The 21,591-nt window shown below is 63.1% G+C and carries 22 protein-coding genes; 14 read left to right on the top strand and 8 right to left on the bottom strand.

The genetic code is table 11. The features are described from left to right. Positions 1-68: 68 nt before the first annotated feature. Positions 69-1,562, bottom strand: coding sequence for an NAD-dependent succinate-semialdehyde dehydrogenase (locus AC0L3L_RS32210; protein ID WP_473641206.1), 1,494 nt, complete (start codon positions 1,560-1,562; stop codon positions 69-71). A 330-nt stretch (positions 1,563-1,892) separates the two neighbouring features. Beyond that, positions 1,893-2,384 (bottom strand): Lrp/AsnC family transcriptional regulator, encoded by a 492-nt coding sequence (locus tag AC0L3L_RS32205; protein ID WP_473526910.1) that lies wholly within the window; start codon positions 2,382-2,384, stop codon positions 1,893-1,895. An 83-nt stretch (positions 2,385-2,467) separates the two neighbouring features. On the opposite strand from AC0L3L_RS32205, the gene ehuR reads away from it, so the two are divergent. The 10 genes from ehuR (at position 2,468) to doeB (ending at position 12,224) form a co-directional block, all read left to right on the top strand. Then, positions 2,468-3,853 (top strand): MocR-like ectoine utilization transcription factor EhuR, encoded by a 1,386-nt coding sequence (gene ehuR, locus AC0L3L_RS32200; protein WP_473641204.1) that lies wholly within the window; start codon positions 2,468-2,470, stop codon positions 3,851-3,853. 124 nt (positions 3,854-3,977) lie between these two features. Beyond that, positions 3,978-4,763 (top strand): ectoine/hydroxyectoine ABC transporter ATP-binding protein EhuA, encoded by a 786-nt coding sequence (ehuA, locus tag AC0L3L_RS32195; protein ID WP_473641201.1) that lies wholly within the window; start codon positions 3,978-3,980, stop codon positions 4,761-4,763. Positions 4,764-4,854: 91 nt separating this feature from the next. Next, positions 4,855-5,706, top strand: coding sequence for an ectoine/hydroxyectoine ABC transporter substrate-binding protein EhuB (ehuB, locus tag AC0L3L_RS32190; RefSeq protein WP_473641199.1), 852 nt, complete (start codon positions 4,855-4,857; stop codon positions 5,704-5,706). Between the two features lie 177 nt (positions 5,707-5,883). After that, positions 5,884-6,543 (top strand): ectoine/hydroxyectoine ABC transporter permease subunit EhuC, encoded by a 660-nt coding sequence (gene ehuC, locus AC0L3L_RS32185; RefSeq protein ID WP_473641197.1) that lies wholly within the window; start codon positions 5,884-5,886, stop codon positions 6,541-6,543. Between the two features lie 16 nt (positions 6,544-6,559). After that, positions 6,560-7,219, top strand: a complete 660-nt coding sequence (gene ehuD, locus AC0L3L_RS32180; RefSeq protein ID WP_473641195.1) for an ectoine/hydroxyectoine ABC transporter permease subunit EhuD — start codon at positions 6,560-6,562, stop codon at positions 7,217-7,219. Positions 7,220-7,225: 6 nt separating this feature from the next. After that, the gene (gene eutA, locus AC0L3L_RS32175) at positions 7,226-8,002 is read left to right on the top strand and encodes an ectoine utilization protein EutA (protein WP_473641193.1); all 777 of its coding nucleotides are present in this window, start codon (positions 7,226-7,228) and stop codon (positions 8,000-8,002) included. Between the two features lie 4 nt (positions 8,003-8,006). Further along, positions 8,007-8,999: a hydroxyectoine utilization dehydratase EutB gene (gene eutB / locus AC0L3L_RS32170; RefSeq protein WP_473641192.1), complete on the top strand. Its 993-nt coding sequence runs from the start codon at positions 8,007-8,009 to the stop codon at positions 8,997-8,999. Then, complete coding sequence (eutC, locus tag AC0L3L_RS32165; protein ID WP_473641190.1) at positions 8,996-9,988, top strand: ectoine utilization protein EutC; 993 nt, start codon at positions 8,996-8,998, stop codon at positions 9,986-9,988. The genes eutB and eutC overlap by 4 nt, the downstream gene beginning before the upstream one ends. 38 nt (positions 9,989-10,026) lie before the next feature. Continuing rightward, positions 10,027-11,217 carry an ectoine hydrolase DoeA gene (gene doeA / locus AC0L3L_RS32160; protein ID WP_473641188.1) on the top strand — a complete coding sequence of 397 codons (1,191 nt, stop codon included), beginning with the start codon at positions 10,027-10,029 and terminating at the stop codon, positions 11,215-11,217. Positions 11,218-11,222: 5 nt separating this feature from the next. After that, entirely contained in the window at positions 11,223-12,224 is a 1,002-nt protein-coding gene (doeB, locus tag AC0L3L_RS32155) for a N(2)-acetyl-L-2,4-diaminobutanoate deacetylase DoeB (protein WP_473641186.1), read from the top strand. Between the two features lie 236 nt (positions 12,225-12,460). On the opposite strand, the gene AC0L3L_RS32150 is transcribed toward doeB, so the two are convergent. The 3 genes from AC0L3L_RS32150 to cueR all read right to left on the bottom strand — a co-directional run bounded on the left by AC0L3L_RS32150 (position 12,461) and on the right by cueR (position 14,188). Then, entirely contained in the window at positions 12,461-13,135 is a 675-nt protein-coding gene (locus AC0L3L_RS32150) for a phytochelatin synthase family protein (protein ID WP_473641184.1), read from the bottom strand. A gap of 109 nt (positions 13,136-13,244) precedes the next feature. Beyond that, a complete protein-coding gene (locus AC0L3L_RS32145) occupies positions 13,245-13,793 on the bottom strand; it encodes a cytochrome c (RefSeq protein ID WP_244602786.1) in 549 nt (182 codons plus the stop codon). Next, positions 13,790-14,188, bottom strand: coding sequence for a Cu(I)-responsive transcriptional regulator (gene cueR / locus AC0L3L_RS32140; protein WP_123148164.1), 399 nt, complete (start codon positions 14,186-14,188; stop codon positions 13,790-13,792). Before cueR ends, AC0L3L_RS32145 begins: the two co-directional genes overlap by 4 nt. A gap of 650 nt (positions 14,189-14,838) precedes the next feature. On the opposite strand from cueR, the gene AC0L3L_RS32135 reads away from it, so the two are divergent. Genes AC0L3L_RS32135 through AC0L3L_RS32125 form a run of 3 tightly spaced genes read left to right on the top strand, consistent with a single transcriptional unit; the run spans position 14,839 to position 17,836 of the window. Then, positions 14,839-15,906, top strand: coding sequence for a type III polyketide synthase (locus tag AC0L3L_RS32135; RefSeq protein WP_473641182.1), 1,068 nt, complete (start codon positions 14,839-14,841; stop codon positions 15,904-15,906). Continuing rightward, positions 15,903-16,616 (top strand): methyltransferase domain-containing protein, encoded by a 714-nt coding sequence (locus AC0L3L_RS32130; protein ID WP_473641180.1) that lies wholly within the window; start codon positions 15,903-15,905, stop codon positions 16,614-16,616. The genes AC0L3L_RS32135 and AC0L3L_RS32130 overlap by 4 nt, the downstream gene beginning before the upstream one ends. Further along, complete coding sequence (locus tag AC0L3L_RS32125) at positions 16,613-17,836, top strand: NAD(P)/FAD-dependent oxidoreductase (protein ID WP_473641178.1); 1,224 nt, start codon at positions 16,613-16,615, stop codon at positions 17,834-17,836. Before AC0L3L_RS32130 ends, AC0L3L_RS32125 begins: the two co-directional genes overlap by 4 nt. A gap of 63 nt (positions 17,837-17,899) precedes the next feature. Here AC0L3L_RS32125 and AC0L3L_RS32120 read toward each other — a convergent pair whose 3' ends face one another. Beyond that, positions 17,900-18,199, bottom strand: coding sequence for a hypothetical protein (locus AC0L3L_RS32120; protein ID WP_473526922.1), 300 nt, complete (start codon positions 18,197-18,199; stop codon positions 17,900-17,902). A 530-nt stretch (positions 18,200-18,729) separates the two neighbouring features. After that, entirely contained in the window at positions 18,730-18,993 is a 264-nt protein-coding gene (locus AC0L3L_RS32115) for a hypothetical protein (RefSeq protein WP_473641176.1), read from the bottom strand. A gap of 288 nt (positions 18,994-19,281) precedes the next feature. On the opposite strand from AC0L3L_RS32115, the gene AC0L3L_RS32110 reads away from it, so the two are divergent. Further along, complete coding sequence (locus AC0L3L_RS32110; protein ID WP_473641174.1) at positions 19,282-20,721, top strand: FAD-binding oxidoreductase; 1,440 nt, start codon at positions 19,282-19,284, stop codon at positions 20,719-20,721. 62 nt (positions 20,722-20,783) lie between these two features. Here AC0L3L_RS32110 and AC0L3L_RS32105 read toward each other — a convergent pair whose 3' ends face one another. Continuing rightward, entirely contained in the window at positions 20,784-21,212 is a 429-nt protein-coding gene (locus tag AC0L3L_RS32105) for a hypothetical protein (protein ID WP_473485608.1), read from the bottom strand. Positions 21,213-21,591 lie beyond the last annotated feature (379 nt).

Here is a 21,591-nt window from a genome sequence, read left to right as displayed (position 1 = left end):
GTACGTGAGCACCGGAAGCGCAGGACGCCGCCATTTGCAGACCGGCATCACCTGAATGTCGATACACCTTACGCCACGTCCAGGCAGAGATATCTAAGATCGGTAAAGGCTTCGAGCCCGTGGCGCGAGCCCTCGCGGCCGATGCCGGACTGTTTGACGCCGCCGAACGGGATCGGCGCGCCGGTGATCTTGACGCGGTTGATGGCGACCATACCGTAGTCGAGCGCGCGGCCTATGCGCAATTGGCGGCCGCCGTTCTCGGTGACGACATAGGCGACGAGGCCGTATTCGGTGGCGTTGGCGCGGGCGATGACCTCGTCTTCACTGTCGAAGGCCGTCACGGCGGCGACCGGACCAAAGGTTTCCTCGCGCATGATCAGCGCGTCGTCGGTGACATCGGCCAGCAGGGTCGGCCGGTAGAACAGCGGCCCGGCCGGATGTCTGCCGCCGCCGGTTAGGCAGCGCGCGCCATGGGCTAGCGCATCGGCAACCTGCTCCTCGACCTTCTGGACGCCGCGCTCGTGCATCAACGGCCCGATGTCGGTGTCATCGGCCAACCCATTGCCTGTCCGCAGCGTCTCGATGCGTCTGGCGAAGGCGGCGCAGAAACGGTCGTAGATCGGGCGCTGGACATAAATACGGTTGGCGGCAAGGCAATCCTGGCCGGACGTGGCGAATTTGGCATCGATGGCGATGGTTACAGCCTTGTCGAGATCGGTGTCGGCAAAGACGATCAGCGGCGCATGGCCGCCAAGCTCCATCACCAGCCGCTTCATCGTCGGCGCAGTTTGCGCGGCGATAAGCCTGCCGATCTCGGTCGAGCCGGTGAAGCTAATGGCCCGGACGCGAGCGTCTTCACACATTCGCCCAACGATGATCGAAGCCTTGCCGGTGAGAACGTTGAAGACGCCAGCCGGCAGGCCGGCGCGTTCGCCGAGCTCGGCCAGCGCCAGCGCCGACAGCGGCGTTTCCGACGAAGGATGCGCCACGATCGTGCAGCCGGCGGCAAGGGCGGCCGCGGCCTTGCGGGTCAGCATGGCCGCGGGAAAATTCCATGGCGTGACGACGCCGACGACGCCGAGCGGTTCGCGCCGCACCATCATTTCGGCGTTCGGCAAATGGCTGGTGACGCTTTCGGCGTTGAGGCGCTTTGCCTCCTCGGCATACCACTCGACGAAAGCGGCGGCGTAGTCGATCTCGCCCCGCGCTTCCCTAAGCGGCTTGCCCTGTTCGAGCGTCATCAAGAGCGTCAGATCCTCTTTCGCGGCGATGATCAGGTCGAACCATTTTCGCAGGATTCTTGCGCGTTCCTGTGGGAGAGCCGCGCGCCAGGCGGGAAAGGCACGCGACGCAGCGTCGATCGCCTTGCTCGTTTGCCTGCTATCGAGCGCGGCAACCCAGGCAACGGTGGCGCCCGTGGCAGGGTCGGTCACCTCAAAACTCTCGGCCGCCTCACTCGCCGTCCAGTGGCCGTCGACATAGGCGAGTTCGCGCAGCAGTCGGCGGTCGGCGAGGCGGTCAAGCGCTTCGTCGCGTTGTTGGCGGGCAAAATGCGCGGACATGTTCGAGGTCTCCCGATGTCGAGGCGATGCGGAGAGACTATGCGCGCGGTGCAGACAGAGAGGCTGTTTGGGCGCCCACGCTTAGAGAGATTGTCTCTATTCATCGGCTCGGACAGACAATCTGTCCAGCTTTAGGCTGGGCAATCGCATTGGGGAAGTGCCCCCTCACCCGGATTGCCAACCGAATTGCAAAGGGCAATTCGGGGCAATCCGACCTCTCCCCGAGGGGAGAGGAGATCGCCAGCGCCGGCGCCAGCCTCTTCTTCCCGCCGGGGAGAAGGTGGCCGCGAAGCGGCCGGATGAGGGGGCTCTTTGCGATTTGCTCAGGCCTCACGACAGCGCCGGCAGCAGATCCGCCACCGGCAAGACAATCTCCTCCTTCACCGTCTTGGTGACGATGTAGGTGAAATAGCGGTCGATGCCGATCTCGCGTTCAAGCAGGGCGTCGACCAGCCGCTGATAGGCGTCGATGTCGCGCGCCATCACTTTCAGCAGATAGTCGACGCCGCCGCCCACCGACCAGCAGGCGACGATTTCGGGGATATCGCGGATGACCCGCTCGAAGCGGTCGAAATCGGCCTGGCGGTGGCTGGCCAGCGTTACCTCCATCAGGACGGTGGCGACCGGCGCGACGGCGCGCATCGCAACCTTGGCGTGATAGCCGGAGACGATGCCGGCCTTTTCCAGCTTGCGCAGGCGCATCCAGCACGGCGTCGCCGACAGGCCGACCTTTTCGGCGAGCGCCAGCTTGGTGATGCGCCCGTCGCGCTGGACCGCGTCGAGGATTTTCAGGTCGATCTGATCGAGTTTCGGTGCGGCCATGAGCGTCCACTTTTTTGTCCCCGACACCATGACGGCGCATTATTTCGATTGTCAATTGCACTGATTTCGATCTCTAATATGTCATGACATTGTGGCGTCCAGATCCCGCGCTCATCCGGCGGCCGGCCTATCAATCGCTCGCCGACCAGTTCGCGCGCGCCATCCATGATGGGCGGTTGGCCAATGGCACGCGGCTGCCGACGCATCGCCGGCTGGCCGACGAATTGGAGCTTTCGGTGCAGACAGTCAGCCGCGCCTATGAGGAACTGATCCGCCGGGGCCTGGTCTCCGGCGAGATCGGCCGCGGCAGCTTCGTGCAGACGCAGCGCCGCGAGCCGGAGCCGCCCTATCTGCCGGAACGCCTTGGCGAGGTCATCGACCTCTCGATCCTGAAGCCGGTCTGCGAGCCGATGCATCTGGAGCGGCTGAAGCAGGCGCTGGGCTGGCTTGCCGAAAACCTGCCGTCGAGTTCGGCGCTGTCGTTCAGGCCGAACATGGTGTTCCCACGCCACCGCGCGGTGGCGGTCGAATGGCTGCGGCACTGCGGTCTCGACGTGTCCGCGCAGAATGTCAGCCTGACCAACGGCGCCACGGCCGGCATGACGGTGGCGCTGATGAGCGTGGCGCCGCCCGGTTCGACCGTCGCCACCGAGGCGATCGGCCACCACACGCTGATCCCGCTGGCGCGCTATCTCGGCTTCAACCTCGAGGGCCTGCCGATCGACGACAACGGCTTGATCCCGGAGGCGCTGGACGAGGCGTGCCGGCTTTCCGACATCCGCGCCGTGTTCGTGCAGCCCTCGGTGATTAACCCGACCGCAACGCTTATGGATGTCGCGCGGCGCGAGCAGATCGCTGTGGTGGCGCGCCGGCATGACATCGCCATCATCGAGAACGACGTGCTCGGCCCGCTGGTCGAGGGCCGTCCGCCGCCGATCGCCGCCTTCGCACCCGAGCGCACGCTCTACGTCACCTCCTTCACCAAGATCGTGGTGCCGGGCCTGCGCATCGGCTATCTCGCGGCACCCGACCGCTATGCCGCCGCCGTCGCCAACCGCCATCTCGTCTCCAACTGGATGGCGACGCCGATGGTGGCCGAGATCGCGACAAAATGGGTGACCGACGGCACGGCGATGGGGCTTGTCCGCTGGCAGCGTTCGGCGCTGCGGCGGCGGCAGGAGATTGCTGCCCAGGTGCTTGCCGGGGTCGACTATCGTGTCCATCGCGACGGATTGCATCTGTGGCTGCAGCTGCCCGGCGACCGCTCCGAGGAAAGCTTCGTCGCGCAGGCCCGCCTGCAGGGCGTGGCGATCGCACCAGGCACATCGTTCCGTATCTCGGCGGCGCCCTGGCAGCCAGCGGTTCGGATCTCGCTGGGCTCGACTACCGAAGGGGAACTGCGCGCCGGCCTGAGCGTTGTGACCAAACTTCTGCTCGGCGATCCGGAGCATCTCCTGCTGGCGATCTAGGCAGACATTGCCGCGAAATTGTGCGGAGCCAGAAACATTGTCATGAGTTTATTTTCCTGATTGACATGATTTGGCGCGTTCCGCATCGTTAAAGGCACCAAGCTTCTCCAGCACGGGGAATTCATTGTCCGCGCCCATCATCGAGATCGACGGCATTTCGAAAAGCTTCGGCACCTTCAAGGTGCTGGACGGCCTGTCGATGCAGGTCATGCCGCGCGAGAAGCTGGCGCTGATCGGCCCGTCCGGCTCGGGCAAGACGACGATCCTGCGCATCCTGATGACGCTGGAGCGGATCGACAGCGGTCACATCCAGATCGATGGCGAGCAGCTTTACCACATGGAGCGCAACGGCCAGTTGCTGCCCGCCGACGAACGGCATCTGGCTAGAATGCGCCAGAAGATCGGCATGGTCTTCCAGCTGTTCAACCTGTTTCCGCACAAGAGCGTCATCGACAACGTCACGCTGGCGCCGATCCTGACCAAGGGTATGCCGCGCGCCGCCGCCGAAAAACGGGCGAGGGAACTGCTCGACATGGTCGGCATGGCCGACAAGGCCAAAGCCATGCCGGCGCAGCTCTCCGGCGGCCAGAAGCAGCGCGTGGCGATCGCCCGAGCGCTGGCGCTGCAGCCCAGGATCATGCTGTTCGACGAAGTGACATCGGCGCTCGATCCGGAACTGGTCGAGGAGGTGCTGAACGTCTTGTGGAGGCTCTGCTCCGAGACCGACATGACCATGCTGCTCGTCACCCACGAAATGGGTTTTGCCCATGATTTCGCCGACCGGGTTTTGTTCTTCGACCGCGGCAAGATTGTCGAAGAAGGCAAGCCCGACGAGATTTTCCGCAATCCCAAGCAGGAGCGCACGCAAGGCTTCCTGAAGAAGATCATCGCGGCCGGACATCGCGTCTGACTGCCATGCCAAGGCGGCAACGCCGTCCTCAGGGGCGGCGAAGCCGTCTCGACCAAAGCGAACCAAGAAGAGAAGCAAGGAGTTGGGAACAATGAAGAAACTTGGCATTCTGGCCGGCCTGGCCGGTGTTGCACTGACCGCGATTCTGGCCGCCTCGACCGCGGGATCGGCCGACGACAGCAAGCTCGAAGAGCTCAAGGCACAGGGCTTCGCCCGCGTCGCCATCGCCAATGAGCCGCCCTATACGGCGGTTGCGGCCGACGGCAAGGTTTCGGGTGCTGCGCCCGATGTAGCGCGCGAGATCTTCAAGCGCCTCGGCGTCAACGACATCGTCGCCTCGATCTCGGAATATGGCGCCATGATCCCCGGCCTGCAGGCCGGCCGTTTCGACGTCGTCACCGCCGGCCTGTTCATGAAACCGGAGCGCTGCGCAGCGGTCGCTTATTCGGAGCCGGTGCTGTGCGACGCCGAGGCGATGCTGGTCAAGAAGGGCAACCCGAAGGGCTTCAAGAGCTACGAGGATGTCGCCAAGGATGCCACCGCGACGATCGGGGCGCCCGGCGGCGGCACCGAGGAGAAGCTGGCGCTCACTGCCGGCGTGCCGCGCGACCGCGTCATCGTCGTGCCGGACGGCCAGAGCGGCCTGAAGATGCTGCAGGACGGCCGCATCGACGTCTATTCGCTGCCAGTGCTGTCGATCAACGATCTGGTCAAGAAGGCCAACGATCCGAACCTCGAAGTCGTTGCCCCGGTCGTCGGCGCGCCGGTCTATTGCGACGGCGCGGCCTTCAAGAAAGGCGACGAGGCGCTGCGCGACGCCTATGACGTCGAACTGGCCAAGATGAAGAAGTCCGGCGAATTCGCCAAGATCATCGAGCCTTACGGCTTCTCGGCAGCGGCGGCGATGTCGACGAGCCGCGACAAGCTCTGCTCGGCGAAGTAGGGCCTTTTTCCCTCTCCCCGTTCACGGGGGAGAAGGGGCCCGAAGTGACGGATGAGGGGCAGCGCCATACTTTGGTTGGTTCGCGCCGCCCCTCATCTGCCTGCCGGCATCTTCTCCCCGTGAACGGGGAGAAGGGGCCAAGACTACAACCGTGAAACGCTGGAAATTTCGACCTTCATGACCCAATGGTCCGGCTATTTCGGCCTGATATTGCAGGGAGCGCTAGTTACCATCGAGCTGACGCTGATGGGGTCGGTGCTTGCCCTGATCATGGCCTTTCTCGCCGGGCTTGGGCGGCTGTCGCGTTTTTTCGCCATTCGGGCGCTGGCCACCGCCTATATCGAATTCTTCCGCGGCACCTCGATCTTCGTGCAGCTGTTCTGGGCCTATTTCGTGCTGCCCTTCATCGGCATTTCGCTGACGCCGCTGCAGGCCGGCGTGCTGGCGCTCGGCCTCAATGTCGGCGCCTATGCGGCGGAAGTGGTGCGCGGCGCCATCCAGTCGATCGGCCGCGAACAGTACGAGGCCTGCACCGCGCTCAATCTCGGCCGCTGGCAAGCCATGCGCCATGTCATCCTGCCGCAGGCGCTGCTGGTCATGCTGCCGACCTTCGGCAACAACGCCATCGAATTGCTCAAGGCGACCGCCGTCGTTTCGCTGATCTCGCTCACCGACCTGACCTTCCAAGCGCAGGTGGTGCGCTCGCAGACAGGCAACACGATGGTGCCGTTCACCACCATTCTCGTCATCTATTTCGGCCTTGCGCTGATCATCTCGTGGGGCGTGCGTTCGCTGGAACGCCGCATGGCGCGCGGCCTCGATGGGGTGCGCGTCTGATGGATCGGGCCTCATAATGGAGTGGGATTGGAACTTCGTCTGGGAGATCATGCCGACGCTGATCGACGGCGTGAAGATCACCATCCTGGCGACGCTGCTCGGCTCGGTCCTGGCCGCGATCGTCGGGCTGGCCATCGCCCTGGCGCGGCGCTCACCGAACAAGGGCTTGTCGCGCACCGTCGGCTTCCTCGCCGAGTTCATCCGCGGCACGCCGCTTTTGGTGCAGCTATACTTCATCTTCTACGTACTGCCGGACATCGGTATCCTGCTGCCGCCGCTGGTGGCCGGCGTCATCGGCCTCGGCCTGCATTACGGCACCTACACGGCCGAAGTCTATCGCGCCGGCATCGACAATGTGCCGCGCGGCCAATGGGAAGCCGCCAAGGCCTGCAATCTGAACGCCAGGCAGACCTGGACCCACATCATCATGCCGCAGGCGATTCCGCCGATGATCCCGGCGCTTGCCAACTACTTCATCGCCATGTTCAAGGAGACGCCGCTGCTTTCGGCGATCACCGTGCTGGAACTGATGAACCAGGCCAAGAGCGTCGCCAACACCTATTACCGCTATGTCGAGCCGATGACCTTGGTCGGCGCCTTCTTCCTCGTCATCAGCCTATTCTCGGTCGTGCTGCTGCGCTGGCTGGAACGCCGTTACGGCAAGATCGAGAGGTAGTCTTTCATGAAACACTTGCCCGAAATCAGACTGACGCCGACACGGCCGGCGCTCGAAGCGCGTCCCCTGGAAAAGCGCATCGGCCTGATCGTCCTTGCCACCGACCATACGACCGAACCGGATTTTCGCCGCATGGTGGCGAGCGAGCGGATCGGCGTCTATGTCGCGCGCATTCCCTATGCCAATCCGACGACGCCGGAGAATTTGCGCAAGATGCAGCCGTCGCTGACGGCGGGCGCCGCGCTCATCCTGCCCGATGAGCCGCTCGACGCGATCTGCTATTCCTGCACCTCGGCCTCCGTGGTCATCGGCGATGCCGAGATCGAGGCGGCGGTGCAGGCGGCCAAGCCCGGCGTGCCCGTGGTCACACCGCCGATGGCAGGGGCGCGTGGCTTGAAGGCGCTGGGCGCCAGGACGATCAGTATTCTTACTCCCTACACGGTCGAGACCAGCCGGCCGATGGCGGCCTATTTCGCGGCGCACGGTTTCGAGATCGCCAGCTTCACCTGTCTCGGTTTCGAGGACGACCGCGAGATGGCGCGGATTGCACCGGCCACGCTGGTCGATCTGGCGCGCGAGGCGACCGATGCGCAAGCGGACGCGCTGTTCGTCTCCTGCACGGCGCTGCGGGCCGCACTTGCCGTGGTCGGCATGGAAGAGGCAATCGGCCGTCCGGTCGTGACCAGCAACCAGGCAACGGTCTGGAACTGTCTGCGGCTTTGCGGCGACGACGAGCCGCGCGCCGAATTCGGCCGTCTGATGACGCTGCCGTTGGGACAATGAGGCCATGACACTTGCGCCTATCACCCTCTCCGACATCCGCGCCGCGCGCGAGCGCGTCGCAGGCAAGGTCGAGCGCACGCCGACCGTGCTTTCCCCGAGTCTTTCCGGGCACTTGGGCGCGCCCGTTTATCTCAAGCTCGAACATCGGCAGACCACCGGCAGCTTCAAGCTGCGTGGCGCCTCGAACGCCATTGCTTCGCTGAACGCCGAGGAGAAGGCGCGTGGCGTGGTCGCCGCCTCGACCGGCAATCACGGCCGGGCGCTGGCCCACGCGGCGAAGCTCGAAGGCATGCGCGCGACGATCTGCATGTCGCGACTCGTGCCGCAGAATAAGCTCGACGAGATCCGCCGGCTCGGCGCCGAGATCCGCATTGTCGGCAACGGCCAGGACGATGCGCAGCAGGAGGTCGAACGGCTGGTCGCGGAAGAGGGGCTGGTCATGCTGCCGCCCTTCGACCATCCTGATATCATCGCCGGGCAAGGCACGCTCGGGCTGGAGATCATCGAGCAGGTTGCGGACGCCGCTTTGGTGCTGGTGCCGCTTTCCGGCGGCGGGCTGGCGGCGGGTGTCGCCGCTGCCGTGAAGGGCGTCAGCCCCGGCACGAAGGTCATCGGCGTTTCGATGGCGCGGGGTGCGGCGATGAAGGCGAGCCTCGACGCCGGACATCCAGTTTTGGTCGAGGAACTGCCAACGCTTGCGGATTCGCTCGGCGGCGGCGTCGGCCTCGACAACCGGCTGACCTTCTCGATGTGCCGCGACCTGCTCGACGACGTAATCCTGCTCAGCGAGGACGAGATCGCCGCCGGCATCCGCCATGCCTATGAACAGGAGCGCGAGATCGTCGAAGGCGCCGGCGCGGTTTGCATCGCCGCCGTGCTTGCCGGCAAGGTCAGGGCGAGCGGCACCACAGTGCTCATTCTGTCGGGCCGCAACATCGACATGACGCTGCACAGGAAAATCATCTGTGGCGAAGCAATTGAGGAGAGCGCCGCATGAGCCGGATGACGATACTCACCGAAGCCGAACTGCGCGGGATCGTGAAGCTCGATCTCGATGCCGTCGCCTGCGTCGAAGATGCGTTCCGAGCGCTCGCCACCTTGCCGGTGGCGATGCCGCCGATCCTGCGGCTCGACATTCCCGAGCATCGCGGCGAGGTCGACGTCAAGACCGCCTATGTGCCTGGGATCGACGGTTTTGCGATCAAGATCAGTCCCGGCTTCTTCGACAATCCGAAGCTCGGCCTGCCCAGCGTCAACGGCATGATGGTGCTGCTGTCGTCAAAAACAGGGCTGGTCGACGCTCTGCTGCTCGACAACGGCTATTTGACCGACATCCGTACCGCCGCCGCCGGAGCGGTCGCGGCTAAACACCTTTCGCGATCGGACTCCTCGATCGCCGCGATCTTTGGCGCCGGCGTCCAAGCCGGGCTGCAGCTCGAGGCGCTTATGCTGGTGCGGCCGATCGCCGAGGCCCGCATCTGGGCCAGGGACGCCGCCAAGGCCGAAGCCGCGGCGGACACATTGCGCGAAAAACTAGGCATCGTCGTGCGTGCGGACCCCGATGCGGCATCGGCGGCGGCCGGCGCCGACATCATCGTCACCACGACGCCGTCGACCGAGCCGCTGATCAAGGCCGGCTTCATCTCGGCCGGCCAACACATCACCGCTATGGGCTCGGACGCCGAGCACAAGAACGAGATCGCGCCGGCGATCCTGCGCATGGCCGATCTCTACGTCGCCGACAGCGCGAAACAGACGCGGCTGCTGGGCGAACTGCATCATGCCATCGCGACGGGCGTGATGGCGGCCGATGCCGAGATTACCGAACTCGGCCAGATCATCGCCGGCGAAAGACATGGCCGGCGCTCGGCCAGCGACATCACCATCGCCGACCTGACCGGCACCGGCGTGCAGGACACGGCGATCGCCACGCTCGCCCGCGACCGTGCCCGGGCGGCCAACACCGGTACGATTTTCGAAAGCTGATGCTGGGCCGCAAGGCCCAACAAACGAGGACCAAGAAAATGCAGCCTAATTTGAAATTCTCGCGCGGCGAATATGCGGACCGCCTCGCCAAGACACGGAAGGCCATGGAGGCCAAGGGCGTCGATCTGCTTGTTGTCAGCGATCCGTCCAACATGGCCTGGCTGACCGGCTATGATGGCTGGTCGTTCTATGTGCACCAGGCTGTCATCGTGCCGCCGTCGGGCGAACCGGTGTGGTACGGGCGCGGCCAGGACGCCAACGGTGCCAAGCGCACCGCCTATCTCGCCCATGACAACATCGTCGGCTATGCCGACCACTATGTGCAGTCGACCGAACGCCACCCGATGGATTTTCTCGCGCAGGTGCTGGCCGATCGCGGCTGGGGCAAGCTAAGCATCGGTGTCGAGATGGACAATTACTGGTTCTCGGCCGCTGCCTTCGCGTCGCTGCAGAAGCATCTGCCCAACGCCCGCTTCGTCGACGCCACGGCACTCGTCAATTGGCAGCGCGCGGTGAAGAGCCCGACCGAGATCGACTATATGCGCAAGGCCGCCCGCATCGTGGAAGTGATGCACCAGCGCATCGTCGACAAGATCGAAGTCGGCATGCGCAAATGCGATCTGGTCGCCGAGATATATGATGCCGGCACGCGCGGCGTCGACGGGCCAGACGGAAAGATTGGGGGCGACTATCCGGCGATCGTACCGCTGCTGCCGTCGGGCGCCGATGCGTCGGCGCCGCATCTGACCTGGGACGACAGGCCGATGAAATCGGGCGAGGGCACCTTCTTCGAGATCGCCGGCTGCTATAACCGCTACCATTGTCCTCTTTCCCGGACTGTGTTCCTTGGTAAACCCACGCAGGAATTCCTCGATGCCGAAAAGGCGACGCTGGAAGGCATGGAGGCGGGATTGGCCGCGGCAAAGCCCGGCAATACATGCGAAGACATCGCCAATGCCTTCTTTGCGGTGCTGAAGAAATACGGCATCGTCAAGGACAACCGCACCGGTTATCCGATCGGGCTTTCCTATCCGCCGGACTGGGGCGAGCGCACGATGAGCCTGCGTCCCGGCGACCGCACCGAACTGAAGCCGGGCATGACCTTCCATTTCATGACCGGCCTGTGGCTGGAGACGATGGGGCTCGAGATCACCGAATCCATCCTGATCACCGAGACAGGGGTCGAGTGCCTGGCCAATGTGCCACGTAAGCTGGTGGTGAAGGATTGAGCCCGATGTCCCACCTTCGCCCATCACCGATTACGCCGACCGTCGATTTCGACCGCGACGGCGTGCAGCACGGGTTCCTGCGGCTGCCCTACAGCCGTGACGATTCCGCCTGGGGATCGGTGATGATCCCGATCTGCGTGATCCGCAACGGCAGCGGGCCGAGCGCATTGCTCACCGGCGGCAATCATGGCGACGAATATGAGGGGCCGCTGGCGCTTTATGATCTCGCCCGCACGCTCGATCCGAAGCAAGTCAGCGGCACGGTGATTATCGTGCCGGCGATGAACTATCCGGCCTTCCGTGCCGGCACCCGCACCTCGCCGATCGACAAGGGCAATCTCAACCGCAGCTTTCCCGGCCGGCCCGACGGGACGGTGACCGAGAAGATCGCGGATTACTTCCAGCGCGAACTTTTGCCGCGCACCGACATCGCGCTCGACTTCCATTCCGGCGGCAAGACGCTCGACTTCGTGCCGTTCTGCGCCGCCCATATCCGGCCCGACAAGGTGCTGGAAGCGAAAGGCTTCGCCGCGGTCGAGGCGTTCTCGGCACCGTGGTCGATGAAGATGCTGGAGATCGATGCGGTCGGCATGTTCGACACTGCCGCCGAAGAGATGGGAAAGCTGTTCATAACCACCGAGCTTGGCGGCGGCGGCACCTCGCGCGCGGAAACGGTGCGGATCGCCCGTCGCGGCGTGCTCAATGTGCTGCGCCATGCCGGCATTGTCGCCGGTGCGGTCGAGATGCAGCCGACCCGCTGGCTGGACATGCCGTCGGGCGATTGCTTCTCATTCGCCGAGGACGACGGGATGATCGAGACGATGATCGATCTCGGCGAGCCGGTCGAAGAGGGCCAGGTCCTGGCGCGCATCCACTCCATCGGCCGCACAGGTGCCGCACCTCAAGAGATCAGGGCAACAATGTCCGGCCTTCTGGCCGCGCGGCATTTCCCCGGACTGGTCAAGGCGGGCGACTGCACCGCCGTGGTCGCTGTGCTCGTCGATTGAAGGCAAGGCAATCGCTTCTGGGATACGTGCGAAATTCCTCAAGCGCGGCTTCTGCAATGCCGGCGACTTCGGCGTCGCTGGATAGCTACCGCCGGCGACTTCCTTGCGGAAGCCCGACAGCGCCTCGACCCGCGCATCCCTGACCGCCTTTTGCAGCACGCGAGATTGCCCCAGCGCTGGCGGCCGAGCCGAGGCACTACGCTCGTTGGCGGTCTGCGAAACTGCTTGCGACCGTGCTACTCGATAAGCAGTAAGCCGCGCTTTTTGTCGCCATCGCTGTCGATTGTGTTCATGGCTGAGAACAGGCGCTCAAGCTCGATCAGCCAGGGCTTGTAGTCCTTGGTTACGTCGAGGACGAAGACCATGTCCTCGGCCTCCAGATACCCTCCGACCGGGGAAAAATGGCCGCTGCCGGCGCCGAAAATCTTCTCACGGGTGAAGTTGACGATGTAGCGGCGGCCGGGATCGTTGGCGCGCCTCATGTGCTCGCGAAACGCATCAGCGCTCAGATTCCGAAGCACGGAGACCTTCCGCTTGGTGTTCGTTCGAGCGACCTCGGCAAGCTCGTCCAGCGCGAGCCCGATGATGCAAAAGCCTGTCCAGCACTTTCCGGTTCCCGCGAGGACTTCGGCTTCGGTTGTCTCCTCTTCGCCGATGGAGCGGAATGTGTTTGCAACGCTTGCCGGGCCGCACCTTGATCCGTTTGATTGCCATGTGACATCGGCATTGAAAGTGACAGCCACGGGGAGATTCCAGGCACTGTCAATCAATTCAGGGGTGCGGGTAACCGACGACTGGATTGCACCTTGCGAGACTCTGGACTGACCAGCAATCAAAATTGCGCTGCCGCCCAGCAGGCCGACGGCGATCACACTGCCGACAATCACACCGAAAGCGAGACTGCGCTTCATTGCTGAAACCTCGGAGCAGGCATAGGACAATGAAGAAAAGGCGCCGCAACGTCAATCAAGCCGCATCCGGCCGGTCAGCCATCCAGTGATCTCGCGGATCGGTCGGCGATCACAGGACCTTCTGCCGAAACTTCGAATGACAGCTTGAGCAATCCTGCAGGATAAGATGCAGGAGGTGCTCGGCGGGAGCCTTGGCAGGATCGGCTTCCGCCGCTGCCGGCCGCTTGCCAAGCAAGCTGCCGCCGCCCATCGCCGGGCCGGAATCCATCCTCATGTCGTCGGTGATGCTGGCGGGCGCCCGCTCGGCCTTGGCGGCCAGCGTGCTGGCCAGCGTCCCGATGTGACGGGCCAGCGCCTCGAATTCCGAACGGGCCTGGTCGATTTCCAACCTGGCGCCCGAAGGCGCACCCAATGTAGCGCTGGGAAATTCCGCAATGAGGGCAGGGCCGGTGCGGGCACGTAACGTCCCGGCCGCCGCCTTGAACGCCGCAGCGTCATAGGCCAGCTTGCCATCGAACATCCCGGCGATCGTCTTTGCGGCAGCGGCCATCTCCTTCATCGACGACTGGCGCGTCGCGACGATTGGGTCAGGTCCGGCCGCGGCCACCACCGCGGAGGCGCAGGCAAGCGACAGCATCACCACGGCGGTCCACTTCACTGGACCATGCCCTCTCCCGCCAATTCGTCGATGATCGGGCAGTCCGGCCTCTCGTCGCCATGACAGTGCTCGACCAAATGATGAAGCAGGCCACGCAATCCCACGAGTTCGGCGAGCTTCCTGTCGATCTCCCGCAACTTGGCTTCTGCGATAGATTTGACGTCGGCGCTCTCGCGGTCCTTGTCTTGATAGAGCGACAGCAACTGGCGGCATTCGTCGACCGAAAAACCCAGGCTGCGCGAGCGCTGCAGAAACCGGAGGCGGTGGATGTCGGCTACCGAATAGTCACGATACCCATTGTCTGTCCGGGCCGGGCGCAAAAGCCCGATGTCCTCGTAGTAACGTATCGTCTTGGACGGCAGGCCGGATTTCTCGGATGCGATGCCGATGTTCATGATGAAAATCTCCGTTTGCATGGAAAATAGACCTTCCATCTGCTGGAAGGTCAACCGCTGCGGTGATTTTCACGCGCCACAGCCCCTCTCAGCCGGGAAAGGGCTCGAGCGGTAGATTGGGACCATGCGGAACGACGCAAAGTCGAGCGGATGCGGACGTCACCCGCTCAAGGCAGGAACCCCGGCGTCAGATGAGAGCGCTGGGTCTTGGAGGGTATTCAAGCCGGCAATTGTTCTTAGCATCGGGGAAGCCCGCGCTTCTGGAGGAGTGCGGGCCGACCGGGTACGGGCCCCGATCCAGCAGCCAATATCCGAGAGATATTCGCTGTCATCCTACAACTGTTAGTATGCGCTAATGTTCCATCGATCAGCAAAAAGACCGCGCCAGTGAGGGCTGGGCGCAATGGCGTCTCGGCCCGAGGCGCGGGCTCTTCGGTGGACGCCTCGGTGATGGATCCTATGTTCCTAGTGCCGGCGAACCGAAGCATAGCCTGGCAAACAGCACATGCTGGACCTCGGGATGAAATCAGTTCTCTGAAACGTTCATCGAACAACACTCAAAACCTGATGTCCACATCTGGTGCCGATGACCAAACAACCTCCGGCGGTGGCCCCAAAGTATACCGTGCACAACGCCGAGGAGACAGAATATGCCGGCCAAAGCGTATATCAACCGGATCGCGACAGCGGTGCCGGAGCACGAGGTTCATCAATTCTATCTGCGTTTCGCGGCCTCCATGCTTGCGGCCGATCGCCGAAGAATTTTCAAACGCATGGCTGACCTTGCCGGCATCGAGCACCGCTATTCCTGCTTTGCACCTGCCGGCGACCCCGAAGGACCATCAGCAGACCTGGCCGGGAGGTTCATCCGGGGCGCCTTTCCTGGAACGGCCGAGAGAATGGCAATGTTCTGTCATGCCGCACCTGTTCTGGCGAAAAAAGGCGTCGACGGATTAGAGCTTGGTGGCGGCGTTTCCCGCATCACCCATCTTATCGTTACCACCTGCACCGGTTTTTCAGCGCCGGGCATCGACCTGGAGCTGGTTGCGCGATGCGGCCTGCCGGAAAGGGTCGAACGCACGATGATCGGGTTCATGGGCTGCTATGCGGCGATCAACGGCCTCAAGCTTGCCCGCCACATCGTCCGCTCCGACCCGCAGGCCAGAGTCCTGCTGGTCAATATCGAACTTTGCACGATGCATCTGCGGGAAACCAGCGAACTGGAAAAGCTGTTGTCGTTCTGCCTCTGGGGCGATGGCTGTGCGGCTGCGCTCGTCACCGCCGAGCCGCACGGCATCGAGCTCGAAAGCTTTTACTGTATCGTGGCGGACGAGCGGCGGGACCTGATGAGCTGGAGCATTCGCGACCACGGTTTCGAAATGGTTCTTTCCGGCCAGGTCCCGGCAGCGATCCATGAAGCGTTGCGGAGCAACCAGGACGCCATCCTCGGCGACCGGCCGACCGAGGCGATCGACCTCTGGGCCGTGCACCCGGGTGGACGTTCGGTCCTCGACGCCGTCGAACGAGCCCTGAAACTCGCGCCCGCCGCGCTGGAGCCATCGCGCGAGGTGTTGCGCCGATATGGAAACATGTCGTCCGCGACCGTCATGTTCGTGATGAGAGAGATGTTGAAGGCGCCACCAGGCCTGCTCGGCTGCGGCATGTCGTTCGGACCCGGGCTGACAGCCGAAACCATGCTTTTCCGAACGGTGTCATGAGCGGCCTGGAGCACCGTCAGCTTGAGCCGGAAATCCTCGACGGGCTTGTGGGCGACGATCCGCGAGCGCTTGCCGCGCGCCGCGACCTCCGTTGGATCAACGCGCTGATGTTTCAGGCAAAGATCATGGCGTCGCTGCTCAGGAATTTTGTGCCAAGGCCGCCACGCCGGATTCTGGAGATCGGCGCCGGCGATGGCTCCTTCATGCTGGCGGTAGCGCGACGCATGGCCGGGCATTGGCCTGGGGTCGAACTGGTAATGCTCGACCGCGTCGACCTCATCACCGCGCAGTTGCGTGGTGATTTTGACAGGCTGGGATGGACGATCGAAGGCGTCACCGCCGATGTCTTCGACTGGGCGAGAAAGAATGAGGGCACACGTTTCGACGCGATCACCGTCAATCTGTTTCTGCACCATTTCGATGATGCCAAGCTCGTGCGCCTATTTTCGCTGATGGCGCCGAAGACCCCGCTGCTCGTGGCGACAGAGCCGTTGCGGACGAAACTGGCGTTGGCCGCGACGCGTCTTCTGCCGGCAATCGGCGCCAATGACGTGACACGAAACGACGCGGCTCAAAGCGTGCGTGCCGGCTTTTGCGGCAGCGAGCTTTCCAGCCTCTGGCTTGCGGCAAACGGCAAACCGGTCGAGGAACGGCGCGCCGGCCTTTTTTCCCACATTTTCGTCGGCGCCAGCGGCGGTCATGACCTATGACGCGATTGTTGACCCATGACGCGATCATCATAGGCGCCGGCCCGGCCGGCACATCCGTCGCGCTCACGCTGGCCCGGCGCGGATGGGCCGTGGCTATTGTGGAAAAGAGCGTCTTCCCGCGCCGCAAGGTCTGCGGCGAGTACATATCGGCAAGCAATCTTGCGCTTCTGGAGCAGTTGGAGATCGGTGAAGCGTGGCGTGCCAATGCCGGCCCCGAAATCCGCCGTGTCGGCTTCTTTTGCGGCGATGCGAGTGTCGAGGCGCCAATGCCTCGTGCAAACGATGGGCCCTGCGAGAAAAAAGATGGTTTCGGCCGGGCGCTCGGCCGAGACATTCTCGACTGTCTGCTTTTGCAGGCGGCGCGATCGGCGGGCGTCGAGATCTTTCAGCCTTGCCGCGCCGTCGCCATCGACCGGGATGGCGAGATGCAAATGGTGCGAATTCAAGGCGGAAACGAAACGACGATGTTACGTGCGCCGGTGATTGTCGCCGCACACGGCTCCTGGGAACCAGGACCGCTGCCCAGTCAGCTCGGAAAGACCAACCGCCCTTCGGACCTGCTCGGCTTCAAGGCGCATTTCATCGGGTCGTCCCTGGCGCCTGATTTGATGCCCCTGCTGGTATTCCCCGGCGGTTATGGTGGCATGGTTTCGGCGGATCATGGCCGGCTGTCGATCTCGTGCTGCATTCGGCGCGATATACTCGCACGGTTGCGCAAACAACCTGGCCCCAACCAGCAGAGTCATTTGTCGGCCGCCGATGCGGTCTCCCGTCATCTGATGGAATCGTGCCGGGGTGTCAGGGATGCCCTCGAGTCAGCTCACGCCGACGGTGCATGGCTTGCCGCAGGTCCGATCCGGCCGGGAATTCGCTCTTGCTACGAACGGGACATCTTCCGCGTCGGCAATGCAGCCGGAGAGTCTCATCCTATCATCGCCGAGGGCATCTCGATGGCGCTTCAGTCCGGCTGGCTGCTGGCTTCGGAACTCGCATCCGCGCAAAGCGGCAGCGCAGGGCGGCAGGCTGCCGGCAGACGCTATGAGGCGGCCTGGAAAACACTGTTTTCGACGCGGGTCTACGCCGCTGCAGCGATTGCCGGAATTGCCCTTCGCCCCGGTAACGCCACCTTGATGGCGGCAATTATCCGGAATTTTCCGCAGGCACTGACATTGGGCGCGCAACTGAGCGGCAAGACAAAGCCAGTTCCCGGCTTTGTCTAACACGTGGTGCGGCGCGTCATGCGTAAACCAAGGTACTAGCGACCTCAACAAGCGCTGGCTTTGTCACTTGGGGCAATTCTCCATTTCCGAAGTTGCAGTGCCACTGGCGGCGTTTGCATCCGCGTCGACCCCTGCCGTTTCCTTACACCGGTCACCAATGCCGTCGGAGCCTGTGGTTGTTGAACCGGTTACGTTTGGATCGGCAGGAGTTGCATTATCGGTGCTGGGAGCCATGGTGCCAGTGCCTGTCCCGGTGGCCACTCCCGGATCGTTGGTGCCGGATTCGGTACCGTTTGATTGCGCCATCGCCGAAGTGGCCAGGGCGATGCTGACTACCGTTGCAGAAAGAATTTTCTTCATCATGGTGAGTCTCCGTTGGAGTTGCGTCGCTGGTTGCGAGTAACTATCCACCGAGCGTTTTTCGGCGTTGTTCCGCCAGACAGAAATCGTGATTGACGGGTTGGGCCGATGGCAATCCAAGCAGCAATGCTGGCGAAACCGCAAACGGGCGCCATCTTTTTTCGGTTTTGATGGAACAAGATCCGCCGGCCACGATTGGAAGCACAGTCGTTCTACTCCAGCGACTATGAAAGCCGTTCGGACGGCATTCGGACAAAGACCCCGCGCTTCTCCTCCCCGCGGGGTCTTTTCTGTTGCTGCAGATTGCGCCGTTCGCTGCCGCCCCGCCTCCAGCGCCAACTCGAACGCTGCCGACTAGCCACAGCCATCACGCCTTTTGTCGTCCCAGGGCGGAGCAGGAGCAAAGCGATGTCGCGGGGACCCTGGGAGGGAGGGGGCGTTGGCGCTAAAAGGGACTGTGGACATTCGCTGCCGATCGGCCCCGACCCTGTCAAAATCACCGTGTCGAGATATTAGCCGCTATTGAATGCTGTTCACGGCTCGTCGATATCTTGCTTCGAGGGGTTGCGCGAGATGGCGCGTTCCTCTTCGTCGTCCGGCAGCGCCTCGTCGCTTTCCTGGTACGGATTGTCGTCGTCTTCCTCGGGCAGTTCAGCCTCCTTCTCGATGTCGTAACGGATGTCGCCGTTTCCCGGCACGCTGTCTGGTAGAATTTTACTGCCTTTGATCGCGTCCCAATCCTGCTGTTCGATGGTCGGGCCTTCGGACGGATCGTCGGGTTTTCTGCGCGGTGCCATCAGAGCTCTCCTCTGCATCGGTTGCTCATACGCCTAACTCCGTGGACCGCTGCGTAGTTCCTCGATCGAACCGGCGGAGACCGCCTTACGGCGATCCAGCACCCATCTCGGCTTGGCCCGCCGGCGGGGCTTTTTACCCAGCCCCTAGTCTCAATGAGAGCTAACCAGTAGGCGGGTTGCGCAATATCGCTCAGCAAGCGACTAGGAACTTGCGCGTCTTCTAACATAAGGGCACACTTCGAAACGGGTGGAGGGAAAAACAGCTCAAAAACAATCGGGAGGAAAGCCATGGATAGCATGAGCCTCACCACGCTTGATCGCGGCAAGACGACGGTCGATGCCGCGGCCCTGGACGCGCTTTCGGCACAATTGCGCGGCACTGTGCTGAGGGAGGGCGACGCCGCTTATGACGACGCACGCAGCATCTGGAATGCCATGATCGACCGGCGGCCCGGGCTGATCGTGCGCTGCGCCGGCGCCGCCGACGTTATCGCCGCCGTCAATTTTGCCAGGGAAAACAGGCTGCTCGTCGCGGTTCGCGGCGGTGGCCACAACATCGCCGGCAGCGCTGTCTGCGATGGCGGCCTGATGATCGATCTGTCGCCGATGAGATCGGTGCGGGTCGATCCGGCGACGCGGCGGGCATGGGTGGAACCTGGGGCGACGCTCGCCGACGTCGACGCGGAAACACAGGCCTTCGGATTGGCGGTGCCGATCGGCATCAACTCGACCACCGGCATTTCAGGCCTGACGCTGGGCGGCGGCTTCGGCTGGATCACGCGGAAATTCGGCCTGACCATCGACAATCTTCTCTGCGCCGATGTGGTTACCGCCGACGGCAAGCTGCTGCGCGCCAGCCAGACCGAAAATCCGGACCTGTTCTGGGCGCTGCGCGGTGGTGGCGGCAATTTTGGCGTCGTCACGGCTTTCGAGTTCAAGCTCCACCAAGTCGGTCCGCAGGTGCTGTCGGGGCTTGTCGTTCATCCCTTCGCCGATGCCGAAAACGTGTTGGGGGAATACCGCGCCGCGCTCGAAGCAGCGCCCAATGAGCTGACCTGCTGGGTGGTCATGCGGCAGGCGCCGCCGCTGCCGTTCCTGCCGGCCGAATGGCATGGCAAGGAGGTGCTGGTCCTGGCCATGTGCTATTGCGGCGACCTTCAGGAGGGCGAGAAAGCGACGCAAAGGCTTCGCGCCATCGGCACACCGATTGCCGATGTCGTCGGCCCCAACCCGTTCACCGGCTGGGAGCAGGCATTCGATCCGTTGCTGACGCCCGGCGCCCGCAACTATTGGAAGAGCCATGACTTCACCGAGCTTTCCGACAGCGCGATCGAGGTCGTCACGGCCGCGATACCCCGGCTTCCGGGGCCTGAATGCGAGATATTCTTCGCTCATATCGGCGGTGCCGCGGGCCGCGTGACAGCGGATGCAACGGCGTTTCCGCAACGCAGCGCACATTTCGTCATGAATGTTCACGCCCGCTGGCGCGAACCGGAAATGGACCGCGCCTGCATCGACTGGGCGCGCGGTGTTTACGAGGCGGCCAGGCCCTATGCCGCCGGCACGGCCTATGTGAACTTCATGCCCGAGGACGAGGTCGACCGGGTCGAAGCAGCCTATGGCGGCAACTATCGGCGGCTTCTGGAAATCAAGCAGCGTTATGACCCGCTGAACCTGTTCCGCATGAACCAGAATTTGCGCCCGGCGGAAAGCCTGCGCGCCGCATAGGCGTGCGCACGCAATGACAAGGCCCGCGCCTCCGACGGAGGACGCGGGCCTCATTTTTCGGGTCATGCGCTGGCAGGTATCAAGATCGCAACGCGATGCACGCCGACCACGGCACTTGTGTTCGTGGCACCGTCGGTCTTGCCCTTGGCGCAAGTGTACATGTCGCCTTCCCTAAGTTTGAATTCCTTGTCCGCTTTCTTGATCGTGAATTCGCCGGCAGCGATCGTGCAGACCATGTCGTTGTCCATGACCATTTCAGGAGCGACGGCTCCGGGCTGAAAGACTATGTCGACAATCGAGATGCTCTTGTAGGCGGGAATGTCGGAGTTGCCGGTGCCGACCTCCACCAGTCTGACGCCGGGCGCAATCTCCTTGCCCTCATTCGGGCCGTACTCCTTGGCCGTTGCGGATCTCGCCAAAGCGAATAGAGGCGTAACCGCGGCGGCCGTGACGCCGAGCGCAATTGCAGACCTGCGAGTCATGGTTTCCATCGCATCCTCCCATTTTGTTGGTCACGCACGAAATTGCATGACCAAAGTATATTAGCACAAGCGCAAGTAATTGGCTGTATGGGAATTCCGGAAGTGGTCCTTGCCGTTCTTCAGACGGCGATCGCCAATCCCGTCAGCTTCGCAGGTATTTGACGAGTGCCGCAATCGCGAGCACAAGGGTGACAAGCACCAGGACCCAGATGAGCGCCATGCCGCCCATCATCCACATACCCATTGGACCATTCATCATTTCATCTCTATGGTCGGTGCGCCGGTTCGCATCGGCGATTCCGAGGTGAATTAGTCGTCCGTGAAGAACGCGGAACGCTTTGATTTAATTTAAGATTTTCGCCTGAATTTGGGTTTCGTTTTGCCGGAA

The sequence above is a fragment of the Mesorhizobium sp. WSM4849 genome (assembly GCF_055811385.1).
The sequence above is the reverse complement of the archived record's forward strand: the minus strand, read 5'-3'. Positions and strand labels throughout refer to the sequence as shown.